The 20,009-nt window shown below is 65.5% G+C and carries 22 protein-coding genes; 6 read left to right on the top strand and 16 right to left on the bottom strand.

The window, feature by feature from the left end; translation table 11 throughout:
* Positions 1 to 2 precede the first annotated feature (2 nt).
* Positions 3 to 401, bottom strand: coding sequence for a zf-HC2 domain-containing protein (locus tag QYQ98_RS09830; protein WP_302006686.1), 399 nt, complete (start codon positions 399 to 401; stop codon positions 3 to 5).
* Between the two features lie 5 nt (positions 402 to 406).
* Complete coding sequence (gene sigE / locus QYQ98_RS09825) at positions 407 to 988, bottom strand: RNA polymerase sigma factor SigE (RefSeq protein WP_302006685.1); 582 nt, start codon at positions 986 to 988, stop codon at positions 407 to 409.
* A 65-nt stretch (positions 989 to 1,053) separates the two neighbouring features.
* Between sigE and QYQ98_RS09820 the strand changes: the two genes are divergently transcribed.
* Positions 1,054 to 1,737, top strand: coding sequence for an O-methyltransferase (locus tag QYQ98_RS09820; RefSeq protein WP_302006684.1), 684 nt, complete (start codon positions 1,054 to 1,056; stop codon positions 1,735 to 1,737).
* A gap of 60 nt (positions 1,738 to 1,797) precedes the next feature.
* Here QYQ98_RS09820 and glgC read toward each other — a convergent pair whose 3' ends face one another.
* Positions 1,798 to 3,021 carry a glucose-1-phosphate adenylyltransferase gene (gene glgC, locus QYQ98_RS09815; RefSeq protein ID WP_302006683.1) on the bottom strand — a complete coding sequence of 408 codons (1,224 nt, stop codon included), beginning with the start codon at positions 3,019 to 3,021 and terminating at the stop codon, positions 1,798 to 1,800.
* 151 nt (positions 3,022 to 3,172) lie between these two features.
* On the opposite strand from glgC, the gene QYQ98_RS09810 reads away from it, so the two are divergent.
* Together QYQ98_RS09810 and QYQ98_RS09805 are read left to right on the top strand one after the other, a co-directional pair.
* A complete protein-coding gene (locus tag QYQ98_RS09810) occupies positions 3,173 to 4,435 on the top strand; it encodes a glycosyltransferase (RefSeq protein ID WP_302006682.1) in 1,263 nt (420 codons plus the stop codon).
* A gap of 16 nt (positions 4,436 to 4,451) precedes the next feature.
* The gene (locus QYQ98_RS09805) at positions 4,452 to 5,831 is read left to right on the top strand and encodes a GH32 C-terminal domain-containing protein (RefSeq protein WP_302006681.1); all 1,380 of its coding nucleotides are present in this window, start codon (positions 4,452 to 4,454) and stop codon (positions 5,829 to 5,831) included.
* 52 nt (positions 5,832 to 5,883) lie between these two features.
* Here the strand turns inward: QYQ98_RS09805 and QYQ98_RS09800 are convergent, their stop codons facing one another.
* The 7 genes from QYQ98_RS09800 to dapE form a co-directional block, all read right to left on the bottom strand.
* Positions 5,884 to 6,762 (bottom strand): methyltransferase domain-containing protein, encoded by an 879-nt coding sequence (locus QYQ98_RS09800; protein ID WP_302006680.1) that lies wholly within the window; start codon positions 6,760 to 6,762, stop codon positions 5,884 to 5,886.
* 23 nt (positions 6,763 to 6,785) lie between these two features.
* A complete protein-coding gene (locus QYQ98_RS09795) occupies positions 6,786 to 6,956 on the bottom strand; it encodes a DUF3117 domain-containing protein (protein WP_087116512.1) in 171 nt (56 codons plus the stop codon).
* Positions 6,944 to 7,309 (bottom strand): cell division protein DivIVA, encoded by a 366-nt coding sequence (locus QYQ98_RS09790; RefSeq protein WP_302006679.1) that lies wholly within the window; start codon positions 7,307 to 7,309, stop codon positions 6,944 to 6,946. Before QYQ98_RS09790 ends, QYQ98_RS09795 begins: the two co-directional genes overlap by 13 nt.
* A gap of 9 nt (positions 7,310 to 7,318) precedes the next feature.
* Entirely contained in the window at positions 7,319 to 8,074 is a 756-nt protein-coding gene (locus QYQ98_RS09785; protein WP_302006678.1) for a glucosyl-3-phosphoglycerate synthase, read from the bottom strand.
* The gene (folP, locus tag QYQ98_RS09780) at positions 8,074 to 8,946 is read right to left on the bottom strand and encodes a dihydropteroate synthase (protein ID WP_302007762.1); all 873 of its coding nucleotides are present in this window, start codon (positions 8,944 to 8,946) and stop codon (positions 8,074 to 8,076) included. The genes QYQ98_RS09785 and folP overlap by 1 nt, the downstream gene beginning before the upstream one ends.
* A 32-nt stretch (positions 8,947 to 8,978) precedes the next feature.
* On the bottom strand, positions 8,979 to 9,779 hold the full coding sequence (locus QYQ98_RS09775) for a TIGR00730 family Rossman fold protein (protein ID WP_302006677.1): 801 nt from the start codon (positions 9,777 to 9,779) through the stop codon (positions 8,979 to 8,981).
* 69 nt (positions 9,780 to 9,848) lie between these two features.
* Positions 9,849 to 10,958, bottom strand: coding sequence for a succinyl-diaminopimelate desuccinylase (gene dapE / locus QYQ98_RS09770; protein WP_302006675.1), 1,110 nt, complete (start codon positions 10,956 to 10,958; stop codon positions 9,849 to 9,851).
* Between the two features lie 42 nt (positions 10,959 to 11,000).
* Here dapE and QYQ98_RS09765 point away from each other — a divergent pair, with 42 nt between their 5' ends.
* From QYQ98_RS09765 to dapD, 3 genes are all read left to right on the top strand, one after another.
* Positions 11,001 to 11,930 carry a succinyltransferase gene (locus tag QYQ98_RS09765; protein ID WP_302006674.1) on the top strand — a complete coding sequence of 310 codons (930 nt, stop codon included), beginning with the start codon at positions 11,001 to 11,003 and terminating at the stop codon, positions 11,928 to 11,930.
* 102 nt (positions 11,931 to 12,032) lie between these two features.
* The gene (locus QYQ98_RS09760; protein WP_302006672.1) at positions 12,033 to 13,403 is read left to right on the top strand and encodes an amino acid permease; all 1,371 of its coding nucleotides are present in this window, start codon (positions 12,033 to 12,035) and stop codon (positions 13,401 to 13,403) included.
* A 146-nt stretch (positions 13,404 to 13,549) separates the two neighbouring features.
* Positions 13,550 to 14,515, top strand: coding sequence for a 2,3,4,5-tetrahydropyridine-2,6-dicarboxylate N-succinyltransferase (gene dapD, locus QYQ98_RS09755; RefSeq protein ID WP_302006669.1), 966 nt, complete (start codon positions 13,550 to 13,552; stop codon positions 14,513 to 14,515).
* 158 nt (positions 14,516 to 14,673) lie between these two features.
* Here the strand turns inward: dapD and QYQ98_RS09750 are convergent, their stop codons facing one another.
* The 6 genes from QYQ98_RS09750 to QYQ98_RS09725 form a co-directional block, all read right to left on the bottom strand.
* A complete protein-coding gene (locus tag QYQ98_RS09750) occupies positions 14,674 to 15,192 on the bottom strand; it encodes a GtrA family protein (RefSeq protein ID WP_302006668.1) in 519 nt (172 codons plus the stop codon).
* A 331-nt stretch (positions 15,193 to 15,523) separates the two neighbouring features.
* The gene (gene dapC, locus QYQ98_RS09745; protein WP_302006667.1) at positions 15,524 to 16,627 is read right to left on the bottom strand and encodes a succinyldiaminopimelate transaminase; all 1,104 of its coding nucleotides are present in this window, start codon (positions 16,625 to 16,627) and stop codon (positions 15,524 to 15,526) included.
* A 10-nt stretch (positions 16,628 to 16,637) separates the two neighbouring features.
* Positions 16,638 to 16,961, bottom strand: coding sequence for a ferredoxin (gene fdxA / locus QYQ98_RS09740; protein WP_302006666.1), 324 nt, complete (start codon positions 16,959 to 16,961; stop codon positions 16,638 to 16,640).
* A gap of 46 nt (positions 16,962 to 17,007) precedes the next feature.
* The gene (locus QYQ98_RS09735; RefSeq protein WP_302006664.1) at positions 17,008 to 17,415 is read right to left on the bottom strand and encodes a hypothetical protein; all 408 of its coding nucleotides are present in this window, start codon (positions 17,413 to 17,415) and stop codon (positions 17,008 to 17,010) included.
* Entirely contained in the window at positions 17,415 to 18,332 is a 918-nt protein-coding gene (gene mshB, locus QYQ98_RS09730; protein WP_302006662.1) for an N-acetyl-1-D-myo-inositol-2-amino-2-deoxy-alpha-D-glucopyranoside deacetylase, read from the bottom strand. The genes QYQ98_RS09735 and mshB overlap by 1 nt, the downstream gene beginning before the upstream one ends.
* Complete coding sequence (locus QYQ98_RS09725) at positions 18,295 to 19,989, bottom strand: ABC transporter family substrate-binding protein (RefSeq protein ID WP_302006660.1); 1,695 nt, start codon at positions 19,987 to 19,989, stop codon at positions 18,295 to 18,297. Before QYQ98_RS09725 ends, mshB begins: the two co-directional genes overlap by 38 nt.
* Positions 19,990 to 20,009 lie beyond the last annotated feature (20 nt).

Below are 20,009 nucleotides of genomic sequence, written 5' to 3'. Positions count from 1 at the left end.
CTTCACTTTAGCCGGTCACGCAAGTGGCTCCAGGCTATGGGCCATTTCCGGCCAGAATTAGGGGTGCCGGCTGATGTGGTCCCCCGGATCTCGCTGGAATCGTGCGCATCCTGGGTGTCTTGGGTGTTCTGAGCGTCGCGGGATGGGCGCGTGTCGCGGGAAGCGTCATCAAGGTGCGCCAGCCTCTCGACGAGCGACCGCGGCGCGCGCAGACATCCGTCGGTGTTGTGTTCCCGGACTGCTTCAGCGGCTGCTTGCTGCTGCGCTACTTCGCGGCGACAGTCGGGGCACTGCGCGAGGTGTTGGTGGGCGCGGTGGAGGGCGGTGGGGGACAGTTCGTCGTCGATAAGCGCGGCGACCGCTTCGTAGTTGAGGTGGTCGATGGAATCGAACGTGGGCACGGCTGTCACCTCGCGCGGATGAGCTCGCGCGCGGCTTCGCTGGAGATAGCTTGGGCTTCGAGCGACGCGCGGAGCTGGCTGCGGCCGCGGTGAATGCGCGAGCGGACGGTGCCCATTTTGACGCCGAGCGTTTTGGCGATTTCGTCGTAGCTCATCCCGACGACGTCGCAGAGCACGACGGAGACGCGGAACTCGGGACTCAGCTCGTCGAGCGCGGCTTGAAGCGCGGGGTCGAGGTTGGCGGCGGTGTAGACCTGCTCAGGGGTCGGCGCTGTCCCGGGCACGCGCTCGTAGTCCTCCGGCAGTGCCTCCATGCGGATCTTGCTGCGGTGGCGCACCATGTCGAGGAAGAGGTTCGTTGTGATGCGGTGCAGCCACCCCTCGAAGGTGCCGGGCTTGTACGTTTTCAGGTTGCGGAACACGCGCATGAACGTCTCTTGGGTGAGGTCCTCGGCATCCTGTTGATCGCCGGATAGGCGGAATGCGAGGCGGTAGACGCTGTCGGCGTGTTCTTCGACGAGTTCGCCCCAGCTGGGCATGGCGCCATGTCCGGCATCGAAAGCTGCGGTGCCCGTCACGTCCTGCATGTCCACTATTGTTGCGTACCGCGCTGGTTCCCGCACAGCCGGGGTGCATTTCGTAGGATATTCGTGTGAGCGATTCAGCATTTACCTCCCTCAACGAGTACATCACGGCCAAAGAGCAGGACACCACGCTTATCGACGCCCGCTCCGATGCCTCCGAATACTCCCTCCCCACCCCGAGCGTCGCGGTGGGCTCCCTGCTGGGCACCCTGGCCGCTGCCGGGAGCGCCGGGAGCAGTGCTGGCGTAGCGGGTACCGGCGCGACCTCTGCCGGTGTTACAGGCGCTGTCGCGATGACGCCTGCCGCCGGAGTTGTTGGATTGCACATTCTCGCCGGCCTGCCGGCGAAAGCCGCGCTCACCTGCATCGACCCGGAGGCGGACCACCAAGCACGCGCGAAGGCCGCGTTCCGCGATGCCGGGTTCAGCAGCTCGCGTGCGCGCTTCCTGCCGTCGCGTCCATTGGACGTGCTTGGCCGTTTGGCTGCGGGTGCGTACCACCTCGTCTACGCCGCCGTTGACCCCGTCGACCTGCCCGCCGTCGTCGAAGCCGCGTGGCCGCTGCTCTCCCCCGGCGGGACACTCGTTCTCGCAGGCTCGCTTCTCGACGCCACCATCACCGACCCCACCCGCAAAGACCGCGGCACCCTCGCCGCCCGCGAGGCGGAGGAACTGGTGGATGGGCTTGAGGGGGCCGTCGTCACGCGGCTGCCCCTCGATTCCGGCGTGACACTGGTGACCCGCCGAGGCTAGGCCACCAGGGCTAGACCGCGCGGGCGCATTAGCCCCCTCCAGCCGGACCGCGCGGGCGCGCTACTCGACGACCTCGGATTTGCCCACCACCACGACACCGGAGTCGGAGATGGCGAACTCTCGGGCGCGGTCGTTGTCCTCGTCGACGCCGACCGTCGCGCCGTCGGAGACGTAGACGTTCTTATCCAGGATGGCGTGCCGCACGACTGCTCCGCGGCCGACGCGCACACCGGGCATAAGCACCGACGACTCGACCGTCGCACCTTCTTCCACGCGCACATCGGTGGACAGAACCGAGTTGCGCACTGTCGAACCGGAGATGATCGAACCCGGCGCGATGATGGACTCCTGCGCGATGCCTCCGGAGACGAATTTCGCGGGCGGCAGGTTCTCGTCCTCGGTGGAGTGGATCGGCCACGCCTTGTTGTAGAGGTTGAACACCGGGTGGATCGAGATGAGGTCCATGTGCGCGTCGTAGAAGGAGTCGATGGTGCCGACGTCGCGCCAGTAGCCCTTGTCGCGCTCGGTGGAACCGGGGACTTCGTTGGCGGTGAAGTCGTAGACGTTGGCCTGGCCTTTGCCCACGAAGTACGGGATGATGTCGCCGCCCATGTCGTGGTCGGACTCGTCGTTCTCGTTGTCTTCGCGGAGGGCGCGGATCAGAGCCTCGGTGGAGAAGCAGTAGTTGCCCATGGAGGCGTACGTCATCTCGGGGTCGTCGGGGGTACCGGGCGGGTCGGCGGGCTTTTCCAGGAACTCGGTGATAGTGCCATCTTCGCCGGATTGGATGCAGCCGAAGGCGGTGGCCTCGCTACGCGGGACGCGGATGCCCGCGACGGTGCATTCCTTGCCCGAGGCAATGTGGTCCTCGACCATCTGCGACGGGTCCATGCGGTAGACGTGATCGGCGCCGAACACGAGGACGTAATCCGGCTGCTCGTCGTAAATGAGGTTGAGCGACTGCAGCAGGGCGTCCGCGGAACCCTGGTACCAGCGCTTACCCAGGCGCTGCTGCGCCGGAACAGACGCGATGTACTGGTGCGTCGGGCCCGAGAAATTCCAGGCGGTAGCCACGTGGCGGTCGAGCGAGTGGGACTTGTACTGCGTCAACACGGCAATGCGGTTGTAGCCTGCATTGACCAGGTTCGAGAGGACGAAGTCGACGAGACGGTAGTTTCCGCCGAACGGCACGGCGGGCTTGGCACGGTCGAGGGTCAGCGGGAAGAGGCGCTTTCCTTCTCCGCCGGCGAGGACAATGGCGAGGACATTCGGCTGGTTGTTCACACATCCAAGCCTAGGTAAGAACAGATGGCCCCGCACTGCCCTTTAGCAAAGCTCTGGCAAACTTCATATAAATAGGCTCCGCGCCACCTCCCTCTGTGGGTACCGCAGAGGGTGCCTGCGCGTGTGCCCGATCGCTACTACTCTCGGTGGCATGAGAGTCGGAATGATGACCCGCGAGTACCCGCCCGAGATTTACGGGGGCGCGGGAGTCCATGTCACAGAGCTGACGCGCTTCATGCGCGAGCTTGAGAGCGTCGCCGTCGACGTCCATTGCATGGGCCAACCCCGCGACGAGGAGAACGTGTACGTCCACGGCGTCGACCCGGAGCTTGAGAGCGCCAACGGCGCCATCAAGACGATGTCGACGGGCCTGCGCATGGCGGACGCCGCCGACAACGTCGACATCGTGCACTCCCATACCTGGTACGCGGGGCTCGGTGGCCACTTGGCGGGTCTGCTGCACGGCATCCCGCACGTTGTCACCGCGCACTCTCTCGAGCCAGACCGCCCGTGGAAGCGCGAACAGCTCGGCGGCGGCTACGACGTCTCCTCTTGGTCCGAGAGGAACGCCATGGAGAACGCGGACGCAGTCATTGGCGTTTCCTCCGGCATGAAGGACGCTATCTTGCGCGCCTACCCGCGTATCGACGAATCCCGCGTCCACGTCGTCCTCAACGGCATCGACACCTCGTTCTGGTACCCCACCGTCGACGCGAGCGGCGAGCAGCGGGATTCAGGCGCCGCAGCTGACGCGAACAGCGGAAATAGCGCCAATGGCAACGGCGCAAACGACGGCGACGGCGCTAAGGACGGCAAGGTCATCGAGCGCCTCGGTGTCGACCCGTCGCGCCCGATCGTGGCGTTCGTCGGCCGCATCACGCGCCAAAAGGGCGTGCCGCACCTGGTGAAAGCGGCGCAGGACTTCGACCCGGACATCCAGCTGATCCTGTGCGCCGGCGCTCCGGACACGAAGGAGATCGCGGAGGAGACGCAGGGTCTCGTCGATAAGCTGCGCGAAACGCGCGACGGCGTGCACTGGGTGACGGACATGCTGCCAAAGGAAGACATCCGCGACATTTATTCTGCGGCCGATATTTTCGTGTGCCCGTCGGTGTACGAGCCGCTGGGCATCGTGAACCTGGAGGCGATGGCGTGCCAGACGGCGGTTGTCGCATCTGACGTGGGCGGCATTCCGGAGGTTGTCGTCGACGGCGAGACCGGTAGCCTGGTGCACTACGACGCGGACGACACGCAGGCGTTCGAGAAGGATCTCGCCGCGGCCGTCAACGCGCTCGCCCAGGACGCAGCGACCACAAAGCGCTTCGCCGCAGCCGGTCTGACCCGCGTGAAGCAGGAATTCACCTGGGACAAGATCGCCCAAGAAACCGTCGACGTGTACAAGTCGCTTCTGTAACCCGGAGGACGAAACTGTGAGCAATTTGAGACCCGAACTGCATGTCACCGCTGACAAAGGCATCCTCGACGCTGCGGCAGGCATGCTTCGCGACGGCGACGACTGGCACCTCTTTTACCAGTACGAGCCGACGCTCGACGCCCCCACCCGGTGGGCGCACCAGTTCTCGGAGGGGAACCCGTTCGACTTCTACGAGTGCAACGACGTCATCGCACCCGTCGGAGGCGAAACCCGAGTCCTCGCAGGCTCCGTGGTGTCGACGTCGGAGGGCACGGACCTCTACTTCACATCCGTCACCAACGCCGGAACAACAATCCAGGCAGCGCGTATCGACGAAATCGAGGCCCTTTGCGACGATGTCGACGAAGCCGGCGAGATCGATACGGGTGTGCGGCGCCTCGGACCAGTAGTTAAAGACATGGGACGCTTCACCCGGTTCCGCTCCCCCTGCGTCGTGCCTGACTGGACTGAGAGCACCGACCGCAACCGGGGCCAGTCCGGCTGGGTGATGCTGGCCAGCAGCGGCCCATCCGAAAAGCCCATTCCCGTCGTCCTCGATTCCTCCGACGGCACCTCATGGTCGCTTCTCGGGCCGCTCCGCTTCAACGGCGATACCGGGCTCGACGACGATGCTGTCACCGTTGCCCCCCGCATCATCCGCTTGCGGGACGAAGAGGACGGCGACATCTACGATGTTCTCTTCCTCACTTTGGAGCTCGAAGACGGCGACCTGTCCGGCTACCTCGTGGGCACGCTCCACGAGACCGAATTCACCGTGAGGACCTCGTTCCGCCGCCTCGACCACGGCCACGACTTCACGCGTCCTCGCAGCACGAACGTCGTGCGCGGCACGCAGACCGACGACGAGCGCTACGCCGAAGCCCGCATCTTCGGTCTTTTGGCCGCCACCGGCCGCGGGGGCGACCCGACCGCGCAGCCCACGTGGGAGACCGAAGGCTGGGCGAACGCGCTTTCCCTGCCGCGAGTGGTCACGCTCGCGGGCGGCGAGCTCTTCCAGACACCTGCGAAAGGCCTTCCCGACGCTGTGAGCGCTACTGAACGCGCCAAGCTCTGGACCGGAATGTGCGACATCCCCGTCGGATCGTCTGTGACGGTCGAGGTGCTGGACACCAACGGCGACGTTGCGGCTTCCATCACCCACTCCGGCGATCAGATCACCCTCGACCGATTGGACGGTTCTCCCGCCACGGCCGAGCTTTCCGACGAGGACGAAGACCACATTTCCGTGCTTGTCGACGGCTCGGCCATCGAAGTCTTCGCCGGCGGCGGTGCCGTCACCTTGGCCAGCCGCTTCTGGCCCGAAAACGGCGTCGGCGAGCTCCGCGTCGCTGCTGACGGCGACGCAGAAATCGTGAACCAGTGGAGCCGCGGCTAGCGCGAGGTCACGGGCGCGGCAAACGTGCGGGCTACCCTGGCGAAACCCGCGGCTAGCGCGCTGCTTTCTTCATCCGCGTGAGCTGCGCGCGGGCGGTCACCGACATCGTCTCCGGCAGACCAGCGACGCGCTCGGCGAGAACGTCTGGATCGAGGTGGCGCGCAGACGGGCTCATGCCCACCTGGGCGGCAATAGATTCGCGGTCGAGGTGCATTGGGAACTCGATCAGCTCCGGCTCCCCGACCGGCTCCAAGTGGCCGGCTGCTTGCTCGAGCATGCGCTCCATCTTGCCTTCCTCGACGCCCAGGATGCCGAGGGGCTCTCGGAGTTCGTCGAGGTGGCCGGATTGGGGGGTGAGGATGAGGACCTCGCCGTCGTCGACAAGAACGCGGGCGAACTCCTGCGGGTTGCGCGGCGCGAAGATCACGGTGATCACGTCGACGGAGCGGTCGCGCACGGGCAAGCCATCCCACACATCTGCCACGACAGCGCCGATGTTCGGGTGCGCCTTGGCCAGGTGCTTCGCGGCGGGAACGGCGATATCCACACCGATGCCGCGGGAATTCTCCACCGCGTCAAGGGTGTGGGAGAGGTAGTAGCCGGTGCCGGCGCCGACCTCGAGGATGCTTGGGGGTGTCGCAGAAACGTCGTCAAGCGGAAGACACTGGAGAGCATCGAGGACTCGCTCCGTGACCGTCTCCACGAACGGCGCGAAATGGCCGCGGGACAGGAACGCCTCACGCGACGCCACCATCTCCGGGCTGTCGCCGTGGTGCGCGATCCCTGCTCCCGAGGCCAGCGTGACATAGCCTTGCTTGGCCACGTCGTAGGAGTGCCCGGACTCGGAGACGAGGCGGCTAAAATCGTCCGCGCCCGTCAGGGCACTACCGTCAATGGGGTCCGCCAGCACATCAACAATGTCTTTGAGCATGGCGAATCATGTTACCCGCAGCTCTACTGCGCTGCGACATCGGTGAGGAGCTGACCGAGCTCGGCCGCTTCCTCGTTGTTGAGCTCCACCACGAGGCGTCCACCGCCGTCGGACGGGATGCGCATCACGATTTTGCGGCTCTCTTCGACGACTTCCATCGGACCGTTGCCGGTACGCGGCTTCATTGCTGCCATGTGGTGTTACTCCTTGGCTCTTCGGTTGTCTGCTTTCCGCCGGCCGACTCGAGGCGGGATTCCACCTTGGGTGCGGACGCCGGAAACTCTCCCCCAATCTTACGCTCTTGCACCCTGATCAGGTGCTCGATGAGAGCGTCGACCTGGTCTTGGCGGTATCCGCGGGGAACGACTTCGAGGGCGATGTCGTCGTAGCGTCCTTCGTCGACGGCTGCGCGGTTGTCGGCAATGACGTCTTGCGGCTCGTCCATGGGCGGCAGTGCTTCACCGCGGCCGAAGATCGCTGAGGACACCCACGCGCCGAACAGCGCGATCGCGGCGATGACGAGGATGAGGATCAACCAAGACAGCATGAGCTGATGCTACCGCAGTTCCGTCCATGGCTGACGTTGGGGAACGTCGCCGATACCGGCGACACCGGCGCGGGAAAGGATGGTCCGGGCGACGGTTTCGGACATGTCGGCCAGCTCGGACAGAGGCCGGTTGCGGTGGATTCTCTGCCCGAGGTCGACTTGGGTGAGGGAGGAGGGGCCGTGGAGGGCGGCGACGTCGATAAGCAGGCCCGCTTCAACGCCGTACCCGGCGACGAACGGCACCTCGAGTGCGGTGCTGCGACGGATGGCGTATTCGCCGGCGAGTGGCTGGTCGAGCTGCGGAAGGTGCGGAAACAGCAGCCGCAGCAGCGGTTTCGCAGTCAGCTCCGTCACGCGCCCGCCGCCACGCGGGGCACCGTCGAGCGTGCGGGCATAGGTCGCTTTCACAAGGTGCACACGCTTATCGACGAACCCCCCAACCAGCCCATCCACCCACTCCGGCCCCACCGTGGTCACATCTGCGTCGAGGAAGACGACGATGTCGCCGTGCGCGGCGCGGACCCCACGCCAGAGCGCTTCGCCCTTGCCGGGTTGGACGGGGATATCGGGGGCGATGTCGCGCCAGTTGAGCACCGTGGCCCCGGCGGCTGAGGCGTTGGCGGCTGTCGCGTCCGTGGAGTCCGAGTCGACGACGATGACCTCGTCGGCGCAGGACGCGCGGGCCGCGCGCACGACGGCCGCGACGGTGCTCTCCTCGTTGAGGGCGGGAATGACGACGGAGACGGTTCCGCTCGCGCACATCATCAGGCGAGTCCCCGGGTGGTGTCGAGCGGACGTACGGTGCCCTGAATTGCCGCGGTGGTGCGGATGACGTCGATGGTCTCAGCGACCTCGTGGACGCGGAATGCGGCGACGCCGCGGGCGGCGCACCACGCGGTGGCGGCGAGAGTGCCGGCGACGCGCACCCCAACCGTCCGACCAGTCGTCTCGCCGATGAAGTCCTTGTTGGACAGCGCCATCAGCACCGGCCAGCCCGTGGCAACGACCTCGTCGATACGCCGCAGAATCTCCAGCCCGTGGAAGGTGTTCTTGCCAAAGTCGTGCGTCGGATCGATAAAGACCTTCTCCTCCGGGACCCCGCAGGCGACAGCTCGCTCGGCCAGGGCTGTTGTTTCGCGGATGACATCCGCGACCACGTCGTCGTAGTGGACGCGGTGGGGGCGCGTGCGCGGTGTCGCGCCGCCGGTGTGGGAGCACACGTACCCGACCTTGTGTGCACCGGCGACCTCGATGAGCTCCGGTTCGTATCCGGCCCACGTGTCGTTAATGAGTGTCGCACCGGCTTGCACTGCGGCCTCCGCCACTTCGGGGCGCCAGGTGTCCACGGAAATGTCGATCCTGGCGGTAGCGTCGGCGGCGTTGTCGGGAGCGCTGTTTTCCGCCTCGTCCGGCGCAATGCCGGCGAGCTGCTCGCGGACGGCCGCGATGAACGGGACCACGCGGTCGATTTCCTCCTGAATGCCGACAGTGTCGCCGGGACCCGCTTTCACACCGCCCACATCGACGATGCTCGCGCCCGCCTGCACTACCTCCCGGCAGCGTTCCAAGGCGGCGTCGAAAGCGAAGGTCGCACCTTGGTCGTAAAACGAGTCCGGGGTGCGGTTGATGATGGCCATGACGCGGGGCAGTCCACTGGCCTTTTCCTGCGTCACTTCTCGTACTTGTGCAGGTTCCGCGGGTCCGACATTTCGCGGTGGGTGTTCACGATGTACTCGACAGCCTCGTCGACGGAATCCGTAACGAGGAAGAGCTGGTCATCGCCCTCCGAGATGAGCCCGCGGGCGAGCTGCTGCGAGCGGATCCAGTCCACCAGGCCGGACCAGAAGTCGGTTCCGAGCAGCACCATCGGGAAGTTGGTGACCTTGCCCGTCTGGATCATGCACAGGACCTCGAAGACCTCGTCCATGGTGCCGAAGCCGCCGGGCAGCGACACGAACGCCTGCGAGTACTTGAGGAACATGGTCTTGCGCGCGAAGAAATAGCGAAAGTTCAGACCCAAGTCGACCCAGGGGTTGAGTCCTTGTTCGAAGGGAAGCTCGATACCGAGGCCCACCGACATGCCACCCGCTTCGTGCGCACCGCGGTTCGGCCCCTCCATCAATCCGGGGCCACCACCGGTGATCACGGCGTAGCCGGCCTCCACGAGTTTTTTACCCAAGTCACGAGCCTGCTCGTACTCCGGGGTGCCCTCGCCGAGCCGTGCGGAACCGAACACGGTCACAGCCCAATCGAGATCATGCAGCGCGTCGAAGCCCGACACGAACTCGCTGGTGATGCGCATGACGCGCCACGGGTCCGCATGCTTCCAGTCGTGGTCCGCCCGCCCCATCTGCAACAACCGCTGGTCGTAGGTCGACGGGGAATCGGCGTCGCCGCCCTTGTGGCGCCGCAGAATCGGGCCGCTCAGTGTGCGGTCCCGGTCCGGGCGCGGAGTTTTGTGTGGAGCCACGTAAAAAGCCTTCTAAGTCTGCTTCAGTATCGGATTGTCAGTAGCGGAGTACCAGTGTCAGGGCATGGGTCACGCAGACGTGCCAGACAGGTACGCCATGAGTGTGTCGGCGACCGAGCCGATCTGATCGATCGGGCACCGCTCGTCGATCTTGTGGGCGAACCCGGGGTCGCCGGGCCCGAAGTTCACAGCCGGAACACCAAGAGTAGAGAACCTCGACACATCCGTCCATCCGAATTTCGCGCGGAATTCACCCCCAACGGCGCTCAGGAGGCCCTGGGCGGCGGGGGCGTCGAGGCCGGGGAGGGCGCCGGGAACGGCGTCGTCGTAAAGCAATTCGAGCCCGTCTTCGAGTGCCAACGTGTTCTCGAGGTGCTGTTTGGCGTCGGCGAGGCTGCGGTCGGGGGCGAAGCGGAAGTTGACGGTCAACGAGGCTTCGTCGGGAAGCGTGTTGGTGGCTACTCCCCCGGACAAACCGACGACATTGAGGCCTTCGCGGTACTTGCAGCCGGCGATGGTGACCGTGCGCGGCTCGTACGCGGCGACGCGGGTGAGCACTCCGGCGAGGTCGTGCGCGGCGTTGTGCCCGAGCCACGCGCGCGCGGAGTGCGCCCGGGTGCCGTGCGCGGTTACGTTCACGCGGATGCTGCCCTGGCACCCGGCCTCGATGATGCCGCCGGACGGTTCACCGAGGAGCGCCAGCGAGCCTTGCAGCAGCTCCGGTGCGTCCTGCTCGAGGTGCGCGAGCCCGTTATAGGTCGCGGCGACTTCCTCCGCCTCGTAGCAAATGAGCGTGAGGTCGAAGGCCAGCTCGGCGGAGTTGCACAGAGTGGCGAACGCGTGGAGGTAGCAGGCCATGCCGGACTTCATGTCCACGGAGCCGCAGCCCCAGAGAATGTCGCCTTCGACGTGGTGCGGGACGTTATCGGCGATGGGCACGGTATCGATGTGCCCGGCAAGCACGATCCGCTCATCCAGACCGCGGTGGGTGCGCGCGACGACGGTGTTGCCGCGGCGGATCACCTCCACTCCGTCGAGCGCGTCGAGGGCGGACTGGATCGCGTCAGCAATCGCCTCCTCCTCGTGCGACGGCGACGGAATGTCGATCAACGCCTTGGTCAGCTCGACCGGATCGGCGAAAAGATCCAGGTGTGCGGGGGTGTCAGCTGCGGAATTCACGTGTGCGATCCTACCTGCCGGACAACAACGTACGATACAGCCATGCCCCAAGGAGCACGCGCCACAGGAATCGCCAACATCGCCGCCGACGGCACCGTCTTGGACAGCTGGTACCCGAGCGTTCAGCTTGTCGACGACATCACCCACCCCCTCACCCGCCGCGTCAGCGCCAACGAGCTTTCACCCCGGCTGCTCAATTTGATCGGCATGGACAGGGACCGGCACGTGGAGGTGGTGCCGGTGCGCACCGAAATCGCCGACCTGTCCGCCCCGGCGATCGACGCGCACGACGTCTACCTGCGGTTGCACTTGCTCTCCCACCGCAAGGTGAAGCCACTAGAAATCAACATGACGGATGTCCTCGACCACCTTGTTCCTGTGGCGTGGACGAACAAGGGGCCGTGCCTGCCCGACGACTTCGAGTACGTGCGCACCAACCTCCGCGCCCGCGGAACGATCCACGTTTACGGCATCGAGCGGCTCCCCCGCATGGTGGACTACGTCGTGCCCACCGGTATCACCATCGCAGAGGCGGAGCGCGTCCGGCTGGGTGCCTATCTGGCGGAGGGGACAAGCGTGTACCGGGAAGGGTCAGTGTCGTATAACGCTGGCACGCTCGGCCCCGCCCGGGTGGAGGGGCGGCTCTTCTCCTCCTGCGTCGTCGGCGCCGGGAGCGACATCGGCCTGTCCGCCTTCGTCTTGGCGGAGAACACCAACGGCCACAACCGCACCCCCATCCGCATCGGTGAGGACTGCGCCATCCGGCCCTCCGCCGGGCTCATCGACCTGAACGTCGGCGACCGGTGCGAGCTCGGCCCCGGCGTCATCCTGGAACCCGGAACCATCGTCTACGACACCCGCAATCCGAGCGAGAAGACCTACGTTCCCGCCCGCACCATCACCGAGCAGTCCGACTGGTCCATCACGCACGAACCCCACAGCGCCACTCCGGTGGTTCGGAACCGGGTGTAGGGGGCGGGCAGGTAGGCGTCGTTAAGCCTGCTTCCTCTCGCCGCGGTTCATTTAATTCACCCCCAATTATTGGCTGGTGCCCAGGGTTTCTACACTTAACTCATGTCGAACACCCTTAACAGCGGGCTGAAGGTCCGCCACCTGACCATGATGGGTCTGGGTTCAGCAATCGGCGCTGGATTGTTCCTGGGCACGGGCGTGGGCATTCAAGCCGCGGGCCCGTCCGTCATCATCGCCTACGTCATCGCCGGCGCCGTCACCGTGTGCATCATGCAGATGCTCGCGGAAATGGTGGCGTCCCGTCCGTCTTCCGGCAGCTTCGCCACCTACGCCGACCAGGCGTTCGGCGCCTGGGCCGGCTTTTCCGTGGGCTGGGCGTACTGGTTCATGCAGGTACTCATCATCGGTGTGGAAATCACCGGTGCCTCCGCGATCATCTCCGGATGGTTCGGTATTGCGCCGTGGATTCCGGCGCTGCTCGCCGTGGTGTTCTTCGCCGCAATCAACCTGGCCGCCGTGCGCGGCTTCGGCGAGTTCGAGTTCTGGTTCGCGCTGATCAAGGTCGCGGCCATCATTGTCTTCCTGGTTATCGGCATCCTCATGGTAGTCGGCTGGTTCCCGGGCCTCGATGCCGTGGGCACCAGCAATATCGACGGTGTCGGATTCATGCCGAACGGCATCGGCGGCATCGCCACAGCCATGCTGGCCGTCGCGTTCGCGTTCGGCGGCATCGAGCTGGTCACCATCGCGGCCGCGGAATCCGAGAACCCGAAGGAAGCCGTCGGCGCCGCGATCCGCTCCGCCATCTGGCGCATCGCCGTGTTCTACATCGGCTCCGTGCTCCTGATCATTTTGCTGCTCCCCTACGACCAGATCGCCGGCGCTGACTCCGCGGCGGAGTCGCCGTTCACCCTCGTGCTCGACAAGGCCAATATCTCCGGTGCCGCGACGATCATGGAAGTCGTCATTGCGCTGGCTCTCCTGTCCGCTTGCAACGCGCAGATCTACGGCAACTCCCGCCTGCTGTACTCCATGGCGCGCGGCCACGATGCCCCCACCTACTTCGCGCAGACCAACAACGCCGGCGTGCCCGTGCGCGCTGTCATTGTTTCCATCTTTTTCGCGCTCGTGTCCGTGGTGTTGCAGTGGTGGAACCCGCCGGGACTGCTCCCGTTCCTGCTCAACGCGGTCGGCGGCATTCTCATTGCCATCTGGACGATGGTCATCCTCTCCTACATCAAGCTGCACCCCCAGCTCGTCGCTTCCGGCGAGGTCACTGATGTGCGCATGTGGGGTTTCCCGTGGCTGCCGTGGCTCACGCTCGCAACATTGGGCGGCTTCATTCTGCTCATGCTTTTCGACGCAGGCGGCCGCACCGAACTCATCTCCGCCATCGTGGTTGTGACCACGATCGTGGTGATCAGCTTCATCGTCCACCGCGGAAAGGCAACGCAGCCGGCGGAGCTCGCTTAACCGTTGCAGCTCGCTCGGCCGCTCCGCGTTGAACGCCCCACACGAACCCAAGATCTTCTAAGCTATGCACGGCTGACGCTTTCCGCGCGCCGTGCATTCGTTTAAACCGTAAGAGTGAACCGTAAGAGAAAGAACTGATCACCACTATGACCACCGCATTTGCTCGTGGCTTGGCCACTGTGACCCACGATGGCACTGTCCTGGATGTCTGGTATCCGGCCCCGAAGATCGGTGAGTCGGTCGCGTCGACAGGCACGACGCGCCTGGAGGAGACCCCGCAGCAGTTCGCCAACCTCGCAGGCCCGGACGAGGAACGCGGCGTGGCGCGCGTTCCGGTCGCAACGTCGATCGCCGATGTCTCCGCGGCGCCGATCGACGCGTACGACGCATACCTGCGCCTTCACCTGCTCTCCCACCGTCTGGTCAAGCCGCACGAGGCGAACCTCGATGGGGTCTTCGGTTTGCTGGCCAACGTGGTGTGGACGAACTACGGTCCCTGTGCCGTGTCCGACTTCCAAGTCGTGCGCGGTCGTCTCGCGGCACGTGGCCCGGTCGTTGTCTACTCGGTCGACAAATTCCCGCGCATGGTCGACTACGTCGTCCCGTCGGGTGTGCGCATCGGCGATGCCGACCGTGTCCGCCTCGGTGCCCACCTCGCTGAAGGCACCACGGTGATGCACGAGGGCTTTGTTAACTTCAACGCGGGCACTCTGGGTGCCTCCATGGTCGAGGGCCGCATCTCCGCGGGCGTCGTTGTCGGCGACGGCACAGACATAGGCGGCGGCGCCTCCATCATGGGAACCCTGTCCGGCGGCGGCAAGGAGACCATCAAGATCGGCGAGCGCTGCCTGCTCGGCGCGAACGCCGGAATCGGCATTTCGCTTGGCGACGACTGCACCGTCGAAGCCGGCCTTTACGTCACCGCCGGCACGAAGGTGGTGCTGTCCGCGGACATCGCGGAGGCTACCGGTCAATCCGAGGGCGACACTGTGAAGGCCCTCGAGCTTTCCGGCGCCAGCGGGATCCTTTTCCGCCGCAACTCCATCACCGGCGCCGTCGAAGCCACCAAGGCGAAGGGCGTCGAACTCAACGCGGAGCTGCACAAGAACTAATGAGCTTGGGGCTGGGCCCGTTTGCGGCGGCCTTGCCCTCGCATGCGCGAAGAACTGCCGGTAGGATCCGTTCCCTACCGGCAGTTTTCGTTGCTGTATGCGTGCGTCGCGAGCACCACACGTGCGCTCTTCCAACGCGCTGTCACGCTTCGCCGGCGCTACGCTTCGCTGGTGTTAACCAGCGTGACCTTGGGCTTCCTGAAAGTCCACAGCTTGTTGATGATGAAGTTCACGGGCATCGCGATCAGCGTTGAGATCGCCTGCGCCCAGTACGATTTAGTGCGCAACCCGCTGGAGCCGTCAAAAATGTGGTCAGGCAAACCGACCGGGGTCGTCGGGTTCATCAACAGCGTCATGCATGTCAGGGAGACGGCAAAGGCGACGAGACCCGTTGCCAAGAACGGGAAGAACCCCCGCAACCAGGAGCGCTTGGACAACCCGCGGAACGTCCAACTGCGGTTGAGCTGGTAGTTCCAGGTGTTGGCCAGCAGAAACGCCAGGGATGACAGCAGGTGGTACCAGCGCACGTTCCACCGGGTGGACCCGATCTGGGTGACCACATCGTCCGCACCCAGACCGAAGCCGTGAAGCAGAGCCTTGGATGCGACATAAAAGACGAGGAAGTTCACCAGCACCCCGGAACCACCGACGATGCCGAATTTAATGAACTCCCGCATACTGTTCATCAGACGAACGGCCGTGCTGCCCGAGCCTGAGTCGCGGCGAGCGGGCGTTACGGGTTCAGGCGTGCCGGGCTCGGCGGGCGAAAGCGCATCGGGTCCTAGCCGGGCAGAATCACCTGCGCCACCGTCAGTGCTTTCGTAGAGGGTCAACCCCGGCCACCTTTCATCGTGTCAGTACGCACGCGCGCTGCTTCACCGCGTGACAAACCTTTGACAGTTTAGTCCCGCAGTCACGGGGGAATGAAAACATTACGCGGCGATGTGGCGCACCAGACACTCAATTCTTAGATCCGGTGAGCACCCGGGGTAATGCGCGAGCCGGGCGCTATTGCGCTAGCCGACGCGTGGCTTCGGCAACCTTCTCGTCGGTAGCGGTCAACGCAATGCGCACGTGCTGGGCACCGGCGGGACCGTAAAAGTCGCCGGGGGCACCCAGAATGCCGCGGTCGGCGAACCAGTCGAGAGCCTCGCGCGAACTCATGCCCTCTCGGCGAACCCATAGGTAGAGGCCCGCATCGGAGTTGTCGACGGTGAAACCGGAGGCGGGCAACGTCTTGAGCAGCTCGAGGCGACGGGCGGCGTAGGTGGTGCGCTGGAGCTCTTCGTGGAGGTCGGTTTCCAGGGCCGCGACCATGGCGTGCTGGATTGGGCCGGGCACGATGAGCCCGGCGTGCTTGCGCACCTCCAACAATTCCTGAACGAGTGCTTCATCGCCCGAGATCATTCCGGCGCGGTAGGACGCCAGGTTCGATGTCTTGGACAGGGAGTGCAAAGCGATCAGGCCGGTGTTGTCGCCGTCGGTGACCGACGGGTGCAGGATGGAGACTGGCTCTGCGGACCAGCCGAGGTAAAGGTAGCACTCGTCGGAGGCGATGACCGCACCGGTTTCCCGGGCGAAGGCCACCCACGCGCGCAACTGTTCGACGGTGGCCACAGCCCCGGTCGGGTTTGAAGGTGAATTGATGAAGACGAGGGCGGCGTCGCGGGGGGCGTCAGAGGGGGCGTCGCAACGCACGACGTCGCAGCCGGCGATGAGCGCGCCGACCTCATAGGTGGGGTACGCGACCTCCGGGATGACTACGGTCTGGCCGCGCAGGCCGAGCAACGTCGGCAACCACGCAATCGCCTCTTTCAGGCCGATAGTGGGCAGCACGGATTTCTCGTTCAGGCCTGTGATGCCGAAGCGCCGCACGAGGGCGGAAACGATCGTGGTGCGCAGCTTAGGCGTGCCCATGGTCTGCGGGTAGCCCGGCGCGGCGGAGTTCTCGGCGAGCGCAAGCTGGATCGCCGGCGGCACCGGGTCGACGGGCCCGCCGACGGACAGGTCGATCAACCCGTCCGGGTGGGACGCGGCTTTCGCCTTGACATCCGCGATGGTGTCCCACGGAAAATCGGGCAGGACCTGGCTGAGCGGGTGACGCGCCCCCATGGCTTCTCCCCTACTCCTGGTTCATCGGCGGCAGCGCGGCCACGAACGGGTGGTCGAAGTCGTATGGGCCTTCCGCGGCCGCACCGCCCGGAGAGCCGAGATCGTCGAAGAAAGCGACGTTGGCGTCGTAGTAGTCGCTCCACTCGTCAGGCAGGTCGTCTTCGTAGAAGATCGCCTCAACCGGGCATGCAGGTTCGCAGGCGCCGCAGTCCACGCACTCGTCGGGGTGGATGTAGAGCATGCGCTTGCCCTCGTAGATGCAGTCGACCGGGCACTCCTCAACGCAGGCGCGGTCCAGTATGTCGACGCAAGGCTCAGCGATGATGTAGGTCATGGGCTGTTGTCACTCCTTGTCTGGCGAAAATTCTCACATCAGTATGTCACTTCCTCGCCAGGATGGGCCACACGCCCCCGCCGCAGGCCGCGGCGAACAGGACAGCGCAGCGAATCTTATTTTCGGCGATCATCGCGGCGGTCACCTCGGGCCCGAGCGCGAGGAGCGCGAACCCGATGATCCAGGCGCCTAAGGGCAGAAGCGCGAGTGCATTCGCACCACGCACCCACAGCCGCGCCGTGCGCGTGAGCACCGCCCCCAGACCCGCGGCGGCGAGCATTGAGGGAATGCCGTAGAGCGTGCTTATCGACGCCACCTCCACCAGCACCATCACCAACGCCCCCGCACTGAGCCAGGCGATGCCGGAGCAGGCTTCCGCAGCGGTGAAATCGGTGCGGGTTTCGGGGCACCGCGGCCGGTCGGGACGGTCAGGTGGCGGGCCGGGATGAGCCATTAGAAGTCGAGGCCGTTGGCGATGTCGGCCCCGTGGTCGAGGGGCAGGCCGGCACCGAGGCGATAGTGCTCGCGGCGGATGATCGGCTGCGCGATGAGGTTGGACAGCGCGTAAGTGGTCACCGGTCCGCTGGCGGTGGCTGAGTGGGGGTTGGTGGGGCTGACGGAGCCGTCGGCAAGCCAAATTTGCGTTGCGTGCGCCTTCATCGCCTCGGCTTTGGCGGCGTAGACGACGTCGTCCATCTCGACCCACGTGTCGGTCACGTCGACGGCATCGAGAGATCCCGGCGCGGGGCGTGTCCAGCCATCCGGAGTCCGGTCGGCGAAATTCGCCTCGAGCTCCGTGCGCAGACGCACGGCCCACAGAATGCGCGGAATCTCGACCTGCTCGGCGGCGAGGTGCGTGATCTCGTGGGCGCGGATGTGGTCGGGGTGCCCGTAGCCGCCGTTAGGGTCGTAGGTGAGCACGAGGTGCGGCTTCTCGCGCTGGAAGATCTCCGCCAGGTGGTTGACCGCGCGGTCGCCGGAGTTAACGAAGGCACGGGGATTCTGGCTAGCCGGCGAGCCCGCCATACCGGAGTCGCGGTAGCACCCGGCACCGCCGAGGAACTCGCCGCGCACCCCGAGAATCTCCAGGGCGCGGGAGAGCTCGTGAATGCGGAACCCGCCGAGCTGGTCGGCGCGGTCGTTGACGAGCCCCTGGTAGGTCTCGCCGATGACTTCGCCCTCTTCGCCAAGCGTGCACGTGACCACGAGAACGTCGGCGCCGCGGCGAGCCAGGTGCGCCAGTGCACCGCCGGTGGAGATGGACTCATCGTCCGGGTGCGCGTGGACCGCTACGACGCGTAGCCCCACCAGGTCGCGGTCGTAGGGCACGCCGTTACCCTGCCGCTGATTGAGGTTCGTTGAAGTGCTCATCCGTCCCCCCTTCACTATCGAGGTTGCTGTCCTTGTTTCTGTTGGCGTTGCCGTCGGCACTGTGGGCACTGTGGGCACTGTGGGCACTGTCGGCGCCGTTGCCGTTGGCTCTGTTCTCGTCATCGGCCGCGGCCCCGGGAACACCCGAGCGTTCAGCTTTCCATTGAGCGGCGCCGGCCACGCCTTCCTGCCAGAGATCCAACTCGGGCACCGGTCCGGTGATTCCTCTGCCCAGGACCATCAAGCGCCGCTCAGCGAGCAGCGGCACCCACACCGACTCACGGCGAAGCGTGTCGGACACTTCCTCTCGCGCCTGATCCGCTGGTATGCGCCCGGTGAGAATATCGCTGGCCAAGCTCCGTGTGGAGGGTAAGCAGAGACCGCTGATATTGCCAGAAACGAACTGCTCGTTCTGCGGAGCACACTGCACCTTGCTGGCCCACACGCCAGGGCCGCCGTCAACGGACCAGCCGACCACCGCGTCGACCGTACCTGCGCGCAGACGGGTGGCGATCTCGGCGGTATCGGCGGCCACCGCCTCAGCATTGATGCCTGCACCGACGAGCAGGTCCGCCAGAGCGCGAGCGGCGGGCATGGCTTGGTCGTCGCGCGCGTCCGCGGCGATCCTCAACGTTCCGGACTCAGCCACCGCGGCACGCAGGGCGTGCGGCTCCTCCTCCAGAGGTTCAGTGCGAGGCGCCGCTGCGAGGTCGCGCTCGCGGCCGGCGGCGATACGGGCGACGAGGGGGACGTCGATAAGCGATGCCAGCTCTTTGCGCGCATCCTCGGATCCGAGGATCGACGAATTGACGGAGAGTGTGACACCCAATTCCCGGGGCCCTTCGACAAGCTTCAGTTGCGCACCGGGAATGAGCGAGTACGCGTCCCACGACGTCTCCCCCGGCACGTGATCGACGAATGCGAGCTGGCCGGAACGCAGACGGTCGCCGGTGAGGTTCGTGGAGCGCACGAAGTTGAGCGTCAGCAGATCGATGTTCGCGGGGTCCGGGCCCCAGAAGCGGTCGTTGCGTTTCAAGGCAATCACTCCGGCACCACGGTCGACTTTATCCACCATGTAGCGCCCGGCGGAGGCGGGGATCGTGTCGCCTAACGCTGTGGCGAAGTCCGCCGCGCGGGAATCCAGCAGGTGCGACGGGAGCAGGTAATTGAACAATTCCTGCCAGGTGGTCAGAGGTTCGTCGAAAAGCACGTCGACCGTCTTTCCTGAACCGCTGACCCGAATGTCTCTAATCGCGCGGTACCCGGCAGGGTCCACAGCACCCGGAGTGGAGACCATTCCGCGCCACAAATAGGCGAAATCCGCACCCGTGATCGGGCTACCATCGGACCACTGCGCGGACGGCGCGATGACGTAGCGCACGGTCATCGCGGGCGCGTCCGGGTCGGTCTGTCCGTTCTCCACCATGGCATTCGGAAGAATGCCCGCAGACACCAGCAGGTCGCGATTGATGCCGTCAGCTCCAAATGCGCTGGGCAGAGCCAACTCCGCCACATCGCGGACTGTGGAATTCTCATCCGCCGCAAGATGCGGGTTGAGGCCGTTGCGCAACGGCTGCACGCCGACGCTCGCCTCTGTGCGCGCCGCAGACTGGGCGGCCGTCGTGGTGGACGCCTCCGTCGTCTCCGGCTCTTCCACAATTGGAGGCGGACCTGGCT

Origin of the sequence: Corynebacterium sp. P3-F1, assembly GCF_030503635.1 — a bacterium.
Lineage (GTDB): Bacteria > Actinomycetota > Actinomycetes > Mycobacteriales > Mycobacteriaceae > Corynebacterium.
The sequence above is the reverse complement of the archived record's forward strand: the minus strand, read 5'-3'. Positions and strand labels throughout refer to the sequence as shown.